This is a genomic window from Lentibacillus populi, from assembly GCA_014642895.1.
Lineage (GTDB): Bacteria > Bacillota > Bacilli > Bacillales > Amphibacillaceae > Lentibacillus_C > Lentibacillus_C populi.
Window position 1 is genome coordinate 1 of record BMJD01000078.1, and the last position, 8187, is coordinate 8187.

The 8187-nt window shown below is 39.8% G+C and carries 10 protein-coding genes; 9 read left to right on the forward strand and 1 reads right to left on the reverse strand.

What is annotated here, in order from left to right; translation table 11 throughout:
* From IEX12_RS22340 to abc-f, 3 genes are all read left to right on the forward strand, one after another.
* Positions 1 to 597 (forward strand): IS200/IS605 family accessory protein TnpB-related protein (locus tag IEX12_RS22340; RefSeq protein WP_188725932.1); only part of this gene is annotated, 597 nt, incomplete at its 5' end.
* Between the two features lie 365 nt (positions 598 to 962).
* Entirely contained in the window at positions 963 to 1097 is a 135-nt protein-coding gene (locus IEX12_RS23985; RefSeq protein WP_371871425.1) for an RAxF-45 family protein, read from the forward strand.
* Between the two features lie 113 nt (positions 1098 to 1210).
* The gene (gene abc-f / locus IEX12_RS22345; RefSeq protein WP_088051152.1) at positions 1211 to 2836 is read left to right on the forward strand and encodes a ribosomal protection-like ABC-F family protein; all 1626 of its coding nucleotides are present in this window, start codon (positions 1211 to 1213) and stop codon (positions 2834 to 2836) included.
* A 43-nt stretch (positions 2837 to 2879) separates the two neighbouring features.
* On the opposite strand, the gene IEX12_RS22350 is transcribed toward abc-f, so the two are convergent.
* Complete coding sequence (locus IEX12_RS22350; RefSeq protein ID WP_230856003.1) at positions 2880 to 3488, reverse strand: flavin reductase family protein; 609 nt, start codon at positions 3486 to 3488, stop codon at positions 2880 to 2882.
* A gap of 103 nt (positions 3489 to 3591) precedes the next feature.
* Here IEX12_RS22350 and IEX12_RS22355 point away from each other — a divergent pair, with 103 nt between their 5' ends.
* The 6 genes from IEX12_RS22355 to IEX12_RS22380 all read left to right on the forward strand — a co-directional run.
* Positions 3592 to 4287 carry an ArsR/SmtB family transcription factor gene (locus tag IEX12_RS22355; protein WP_102415962.1) on the forward strand — a complete coding sequence of 232 codons (696 nt, stop codon included), beginning with the start codon at positions 3592 to 3594 and terminating at the stop codon, positions 4285 to 4287.
* A gap of 84 nt (positions 4288 to 4371) precedes the next feature.
* Complete coding sequence (locus tag IEX12_RS22360) at positions 4372 to 5196, forward strand: aldo/keto reductase (RefSeq protein ID WP_088051149.1); 825 nt, start codon at positions 4372 to 4374, stop codon at positions 5194 to 5196.
* A 294-nt stretch (positions 5197 to 5490) separates the two neighbouring features.
* Positions 5491 to 6414: an AEC family transporter gene (locus IEX12_RS22365; protein ID WP_155554289.1), complete on the forward strand. Its 924-nt coding sequence runs from the start codon at positions 5491 to 5493 to the stop codon at positions 6412 to 6414.
* A gap of 77 nt (positions 6415 to 6491) precedes the next feature.
* Entirely contained in the window at positions 6492 to 6977 is a 486-nt protein-coding gene (ybaK, locus tag IEX12_RS22370; protein WP_188725933.1) for a Cys-tRNA(Pro) deacylase, read from the forward strand.
* 169 nt (positions 6978 to 7146) lie between these two features.
* A complete protein-coding gene (gene tnpA / locus IEX12_RS22375) occupies positions 7147 to 7545 on the forward strand; it encodes an IS200/IS605 family transposase (protein ID WP_188725934.1) in 399 nt (132 codons plus the stop codon).
* Positions 7546 to 7556: 11 nt separating this feature from the next.
* Positions 7557 to 8187: RNA-guided endonuclease TnpB family protein (locus IEX12_RS22380; RefSeq protein ID WP_188725935.1), on the forward strand; the 631-nt coding region annotated here is incomplete at its 3' end.

Here is an 8187-nt window from a genome sequence, read left to right on the forward strand (position 1 = left end):
CAGTTACTTTCATCCTGCACATTACCATTTAAGCTGGAAGGCAAAACGTCAGGGCAAATTACCAAGATCATCGAAGCTGAAGCGATTGGAGTTGTAGATATTGCCCTGAAAGCGAACAAGCCAATTGCTTTGGAAAGAATCAATACAACCACTTCCAAAGTATCGAATCCATATGGCAATAAAAAAGCAAACCGGAACATGGCCATGTTTGCTTATAAGAAAATGATAACCGCCATTAAATCCAGAGCAGAAAAAATGGGAGTGGCTGTGTATGAGAATAATCCAGCCTACACCAGCCAAATTGGCAAAATGAAATACATGAAACGATTCGGGATATCCATTCATCAGGCGGCAAGTTATGTAATCGCCAGAAGAGCAATGGGATTTCGTGAAAAACTTCCACCAGTGTTGCGTGCACTATTACCGGAGAAGATGATAGGTGCGCATCACTGGGTGCAGTGGAGGTACGTTTCCAACCACCTGAAAGAAGTGCGTACACATGCATTCTATCTTTCAGAGCTTTTTGATGTAGACAGGTTTCACGATACAGGTGAGTTCTTTGTTCCAGGTGCTCTTGGCCTGCAGGACGCAGGTTAGTTCAGCGTTGCCGCAGGACGTGGCGCTCTTAGCTGAACATCCTTTGCTCTGGAACAAAAACGTTTGTCGAAATCAAAAAGCAGAAAAGCCGCTTCCTAGTTGAATGGGAGGCGGTCGTACAGAGACGTACGTCTGATTATTTCAGAATCCCCCGCTTTAAACGATCTTTGTTAAGCGGTGGGTAGTTCAATCGCTAATTTATCAATTTTTCCTCGCTCAGTTCCGTAATCTCTATGATATTTTTCGGAAATCGTTTTACACCAATCCTTTTCAACCAGGTATTGAACAAAAGTCGTAATACTAAAGTTGACTTCCAACCATTTTTCCAATAAACTAAATACTAGTCAAAAAAGGAGGTGGATAGGATGATTCATACTGGTAGTGGCATAACCAAGTTCAAAGAGTACCTTTGGATGCGTTATGCGATTTTTTCCAATATTTCTGTACAAGGGGTACGTATGTACTTTTTGAATAGGAATATATGGAAAAAATACCAGTAAGAGACATCTATCCACGAACGGAATTGTTAGAAAGACGGTGGAGTGTGTTTACTCTCTGTCGTCTTTTTTGTGTTTAAAAGGGTCAGAGTCTCTTCAATATGGAGGAAGAGAAGATGATTATTGCAAGTTTACAACACGTAGCTCAAACTTTTGGTGCGAATACTATTTTTAGTGACCTAACTTGTGAAATAAACGATGGGGATCGGATCGGTCTAATTGGAAGAAATGGGGAAGGTAAAACAACATTACTCGATTTACTGGCACGGAAGACAGAACCAGCAGCAGGGACTGTTACTTGGAAAAAGGGGTTAACGGTCGGACTTTTAGAACAATCGCCAGAGATAGATCACGGGCAGAAAGTGGAGACAATCCTGTATGATGTATTTTCATCTGTTAATGAAGTAAAAAGGAAAATGACGGATTTAGAACAATCCATGGCATTCGAAACAAATCAAGCTAAACTAACACGCATCATTGAAAAATATGGAGCTCTGCAGGAGAAATTCCAGGAAGATGGCGGGTATGAGATTGATTCACGGATTCGACGGATTATGAGCGGATTGAAATTAGCAGATTTAGCTGAGAAGGATTGGGGACAACTGAGTGGTGGTGAGCGCACAAAGGTAGGGCTGGCTAAGTTATTGTTGACTGAGCCTGATTTGCTACTGCTTGATGAGCCAACCAATCATTTGGATTTATCTGCAATTGAATGGCTGACCGATTTCATAAGGCAATACGCAGGGACCGTTATGATCGTGTCACATGATCGCTATTTTTTAGATGAAACCGTAACGTCCATATTCGAAATGGATCAAGGAGAGCTTATTCGTTATTCGACCAACTACACGGATTATGTTAAGGAACGCGAGGCACGATTATTACGGGAATTTCAGCAATATCAGGACCAGCAAAAGAAAATAAAAAAGATGAGAGAAACGATTAAAAAATTGAAGGAATGGGCTAATCGGGCAAATCCACCTAATGATGGACTGCATCGTCGTGCGAAAAGTATGGAAAAAGCACTTGCCCGTATGGAAGTCATGAAAAGGCCTATCCTGGAACAGAAAAAGATTGATCTTGACTTTCAAATGAATAAACGCAGTGGTAAAGATGTGTTCGTTATGGAAAGTGTCACCAAAGGGTTCGATAAGCGGGAGCTGTTCTCTGATGTTAGTATGCATATCCGTTTTCAAGAACGGATCGCGATTGTGGGGGAGAACGGAAGTGGCAAATCCACCATATTGAAAATAATTTTAGGAACCGAGGAAGCTGATGGAGGAGTAGTAGAGTCGGGGAGTAATCTATCGATTGGCTTTCTTTCCCAGCATATGCTTGAACTGAATGGTGAACGGACAATATTGGATGAATTTCGGGATCAGGTTCATGTCACAGAAGGGGAAGCCCGCGGCATATTAGCAAAGTTCCTTTTTTATGGGAAGACCGTTTTTCAAAAAGTAAAGAACTTAAGCGGCGGGGAACAGATGCGGCTAAGGCTTGCACAGCTGGTCCATCAGAATCACAATCTGCTTATCTTGGACGAACCGACCAACCATTTGGATATTGAGTCAAAAGAAGTGCTGGAGGAGGCATTGGAGCAGTTTGATGGAACCATCATTGCTGTTTCCCATGACCGTTATTTTTTGGATCGATTGTTTCCAATAACCTATTGGCTTGCTGAAGGGAAGCTGACAAGATACGAAGGTAGTTATACTTTTGCAAGAAGCAAACGTGACAGCTAAAATAAACGCACGTTAGCGAATTATGCCGCTAACGTGCGTTTTGTCATGTTTCGGATCGGAATGTTTTACCTAATTCGTTGCCAATACCAAAATAATGCCGAAAATTATAGATTAACGGATTCCATTTGATTGGATCAATGTGGTTTTCACCTTTGATGATTGTTTCATGGGCATGAAATTGCAGCATTTCTGTTTCAACAATGGCAAATACAGTGTCATATTCCGGGATATGGATGTTTTTAACCTCAGCTTCAATCTGAATGGGACATTCGATTATTCTTGTTGGCTTGACTACGTTTGATGCCCCAGGTGTCAGATCACCTTTTTTGTATTTATCCTTACAAAATGTAAATCCTGCTGCATGTTTCTGTGCGGGTACAGGATATTTACCGGTAAATGAGGCAAGTTTTTCAACGTTTTTCCATAATGACTGGTGTGGAACGTTAATCACACATTCCGGATGTCTTTGCAGGTTTTCAAGAGCCTTTCCTTCTACACTCACGCCCAATATGATATATTTTCCCAATCCCCACGATGAGGATAGTGGGCTTATATTGATGGTATGATCTTCATTAAGTGTCGTCAAAAGGATAACTGGTGTTCCGTAATATAATATTTTTGGTTTGATTACTTTTGTTTCCAATAGTTGCATTTTTCCACTCCTTGTTTCGTGATGCATTCATTGTAAATCATTAATAGATCGATTATCATCGAAATATGGATTACATATTGATGTAAAATTGGAGGTGTGATAAGTGAAGGCTAATGCCAATGTAGCAAAAGTTGCGACACTTGTATCAGAGTCTTCCCGTGCTGCCATCTTGACCATTTTATTGGATGGGCGTTTTCACCCGGTCAGTGATTTGGCTTATATGGTTGGTATCAAACCACAGACAGCAAGCTATCATCTTGCAAAAATGGTGGAGGCCAATGTAATTGATGTTGAAACACATGGCAGACATCGGTACTACGGGATCCGTAATCAGGAAATTGCCCAAGTAATGGAATCGTTTTTACAAATAGCGCCACCGGTTGAGGTCAGGTCACTGAGACAATCATTTGAGGAAGAAGCATTAAGGCGTGCCAGAACGTGCTACGACCACATTGCCGGCAGCCTGGGCGTTAAACTTACAAATGCTTTATTGGAAAATCAGTTTTTACGTGAAGGGCAAAAGGAATTTCATGTAACAACCGAAGGGGAGGCATTTTTTAGCGAAATGCAAATTGAAATAAGCCAATTGAAGAAAAACCGTCGTAAATTTTGCCATAAATGTTTGGACTGGAGTGAAAGACGTCATCACATGGCCGGGGCGGTAGGAAAGGCAATGCTTGATCGCCTGTTAGAGTTAAATTGGATACAAAAAACACCAAATTCCCGTGCACTGAAAATTACTTCCTTGGGTGAAAAGGGTTTAAACGAAAAGTTTGGCATTGCAATGGCTAGCAATTAGCTCTGCCGGTGGAACCGGATGCTTGGTTCTCCAGATGGGTTGTGATAAACTAACTTCACTAAGGCAAGAAAGGAAGTCGATGAAATGCAATATGTAACACTAAACAATGGCTTGAAAATGCCACAGTTGGGTTTTGGCGTGTGGCAAGTGCCAGATGAAGAGGCAACGCCCGCTGTAACGAAAGCGCTAGAAGCAGGATATCGGTCCATTGATACAGCAAAAGTATATGAAAACGAACACGGAGTTGGACGAGCATTAGCAAAGAGTGATGTGCCACGCGAGGATCTTTTCATTACAACAAAGGTTTGGAATACAGATCACGGCTATGAGAATACACTAAAAGCATTTGATGCAAGCTTGGAAAGATTAGGTCTCGATTATGTGGACCTCTATTTAATTCACTGGCCGACACCGGAGTATGATGAATACGTGGAGACCTATAAGGCATTGGAGAAATTATATAAAGATGGACGCGTTAAAGCAATCGGTATATGCAATTTTAATATTGATCACTTACAACGTTTATTAGATGAATGTGAAGTGGTACCGGCTGTAAACCAGGTTGAATGTCACCCATTCCTGCAACAAAAAGAACTTAAGGAATTCTGCGAAAAGCATAATATTTACCTGGAAGCATGGAGTCCCCTAATGAGTGGTGGCGATGTTTTAACTAGTGAAGAGGTAAAGGTAATTGCTGATCAATACGGTAAAACACCGGCACAGGTTATTATCCGCTGGCATTTGCAATATAACAACATCGTAATTCCAAAATCGGTCACACCGTCTCGTATTGAGGAAAACTTTGATGTGTTCGACTTTGAATTAAGTAATGAAGATATGAAGAAGATGGCCGAGCTTGACCGTAATCAGCGTAAAGGACCGGAGCCTAGTGAGATGAATGTAAGGTAAACGGAGGAAATGGACGTGGAATGAATCTGCGTCTGTTTTTTATATTTAAATAAAATCGTCTGGTTTAAAGGGAAAAAACCATATATTTATTATAAGTATTACTTATTGATCTTGATAATAATTATTAATTTGAATAATATAAATTTTTATCTTAAAATTGTAGTAAACAATGAATTGGTTTGCTATGGAAGCGTTTTTAATCAAACTTTTTTTATGGATGCGCCTCCCTCCTGGTGACCGCTTTGTCAGGGGACTCAATTGTCATGCAAACCATTTTTGGAACGGAGTCTTCATATGAGTTTTATCAGCATTGTCTTTCTGGATGTAGTACTGCCGATTTTAATATTAATGGCGGTTGGTGCACTGATGCAGAGGAAATTCTGTTTTCAGTTAAGACCCATCGCCAATCTTATTACCTACTGTTTTATGCCAGCAGCTGTTTTTTTAAATATTTATCAAGCTGATTTTGATTATCAATTAATGGGTCAACTGTTTTTTTATTTACTCTTGTTTTCTTCAAGTCTAGTTTTGCTTAGCACGATTCTATCCAAGGTTTTAAAGCTTGAGAAAAAGGAGGTTACAGTTCTAAAAAACAGCATTTCCCTTATGAATTCAGGGAATTATGGTTTGCCTGTTAGTCAGCTTATTTTCAGTACAAATCCATTAGGCGTATCTATGCAAATTATCATTCTTGTCTTTCAAAATCTGCTTACATACACTTATGGACTTTATAATTTAATTTCTGCTTCAAAATCAGCAATAGATATACTGAAATCACTCTTGCGTTTACCAATTGTCCATGCGTTACTTTTAGGAATTGTCTTTCAAATTTTACACATTCCACTTCCAAATTTTGCTTTAATTCCACTTGAACAGCTAGCAAATGGGTTTGCCTCCTTAGCTCTCTTGCTGCTTGGTGCACAGCTTGCCAATATCCGATTTAATTCATTTCACCGGGTGATTGGCTGGAGCATGATAGGAAGGTTGATTGTAGGGCCAACGTTTGCGCTTCTGTTTATTTTTCTGCTGGGTATTGATGGCGTCATGGCTCAATCGCTATTTATTGCAAGCTCGTTTCCGACGTCAAGAAATACAGCAACGCTTGCGCTTGAATACCAGGTAGAACCCGAGTTACATGCCCAGGTGGTGCTCTATTCTACGCTTCTAAGTAGTATTACTGTAACGTTTGTCATTTATTTAGCGATGCATTTATTTTGATACTTTTATCAGGAGTGTCAACCGTAAAGCTGCTTATTTCGGGTTTGAAATTAATAAATTGCAAGGAAGGAATCAAAATGAAAAAGAAAAAAGTCCAAAAAACAAACGTAATGCGCCTATTGGATAGAGAAAAAGTTACTTATGATGTACATGAATACGTTTGGGATGAGGAGCATTTAGATGCGATAACAGCCGCGGACAAAACGGGGGAGCCACACGAGAAAATTTTTAAAACATTGGTCACAACAGGGGATAAAACAGGTATCACTGTTGCTTGTATTCCGGCTGAAAAAGAACTGGATTTGAAAGCACTGGCCAAGGTCAGTGGCAATAAAAAAGTTGAAATGCTGCCGGTGAAGGATATGGAGAATATTACTGGCTACATTCGCGGTGGCTGTTCCCCCATTGGGATGAAAAAACACTTTCCAACCTACGTGGCAGCACAGGCTGAATCGTTGGATACCATGGTCGTTTCTGCCGGAAAAAGGGGAATCCAAGTGGAATTGGCACCGAATGATCTACAAAGAATGACCAATGCAGTGTTTGGGGATTTTACCGTATGATTATTTTAACGTACTTTCGAAAGAAGTCTCCCTCTTCAAGCGTGTGAAGGGCGTAGCCCAACGGTAAGGGGGAGATGAATTTCGGTTGGGTGACAGCCCAAAGGTTTTTTTGCCTTTTTTGTTCAACATGGTATAATCAGTATTATAAATTATGAAGGTTGATATAACAATGAGTTTAGATAGTAATAATCACTCAGTATTCTTGATGTATTACCATCTTGTGTTAGTCGTGAAGTATCGAAGGAAAGTAATAGATGATACCGTTTCAGACTATGCCAAAGATAAATTTGTGTCATTGAGTGAAAAATATAATATCACGTTAGTCGAATGGAACCACGATATCGACCATATACATATCTTGTTCAAAGCACAACCCAACAGTGAATTATCAAAATTCATCAATGCCTATAAAAGTGCCAGTTCAAGGCTTATCAAGAAGGATTTTCCCCATGTTCGTAAAAAGTTATGGAAAGAAATGTTTTGGACAAGAAGTTTTTGTTTGTTGACGACTGGTGGTTCACCTATTGAAGTGGTGAAAAAATATATGGAAACTCAAGGGATAAAGTGAGGTGATGTGATATGGCTAAACAAAATAAAGCGTACAAGTTCAGATTGTATCCAACAGCTGAACAGGCCTTGATTATACGCAAAACATTCGGATGTGTTCGTTTCGTCTACAACAAGATGTTAGCTGAACGTAAAGGAACTTATGCGTTATTGAAAGAGGATAAAGATGCCTTAAAAAAGGTGAAGCCCCCTACTCCCGCCAAGTACAAAAAAGAGTATGAATGGCTGAAGGAAGTAGATTCATTAGCGTTAGCGAACGCACAACTCAACTTGGATAAGGCATATAAAGCATTCTTCAAAGGGAATGCCAAGTTCCCAAAATTCAAAAGTAAACGACACAAGCAAAGCTACACAACAAATGTCGTAAACGGTAATATTCAATTGTTGGATGGTCATATCAAATTACCTAAATTAAAAATGGTCAAAATCAAGCAACATCGAGAAATTCCTTCGAGGTACAATATCAAATCTTGTACCCTGTCAATGACTGCATCAGGAAAATACTATATTGCTATTCTTACAGAGTACGAGAAGCAGATTGATAATAAGGAAATTGAAAGCGTTGTTGGATTAGATTTTGCGATGGATGGGCTATTTGTCGATAGTGAGGGTGAGAAAGCCAATTATCCTAAGTTTTATCGAC

Excerpts from the sequence above, each read along its gene's own strand:
- IEX12_RS22360 (WP_088051149.1), top strand. The coding sequence starts at position 4,372 with ATGCAATATGTAACACTAAACAATGGCTTGAAAATGCCACAGTTGGGT.
- IEX12_RS22365 (WP_155554289.1), top strand. The coding sequence starts at position 5,491 with ATGAGTTTTATCAGCATTGTCTTTCTGGATGTAGTACTGCCGATTTTA.
- IEX12_RS23985 (WP_371871425.1), top strand. The coding sequence starts at position 963 with ATGATTCATACTGGTAGTGGCATAACCAAGTTCAAAGAGTACCTTTGG.
- tnpA (WP_188725934.1), top strand. The coding sequence starts at position 7,147 with ATGAGTTTAGATAGTAATAATCACTCAGTATTCTTGATGTATTACCAT.
- abc-f (WP_088051152.1), top strand. The coding sequence starts at position 1,211 with ATGATTATTGCAAGTTTACAACACGTAGCTCAAACTTTTGGTGCGAAT.
- IEX12_RS22350 (WP_230856003.1), bottom strand. The coding sequence starts at position 3,488 with ATGCAACTATTGGAAACAAAAGTAATCAAACCAAAAATATTATATTAC.
- ybaK (WP_188725933.1), top strand. The coding sequence starts at position 6,492 with ATGAAAAAGAAAAAAGTCCAAAAAACAAACGTAATGCGCCTATTGGAT.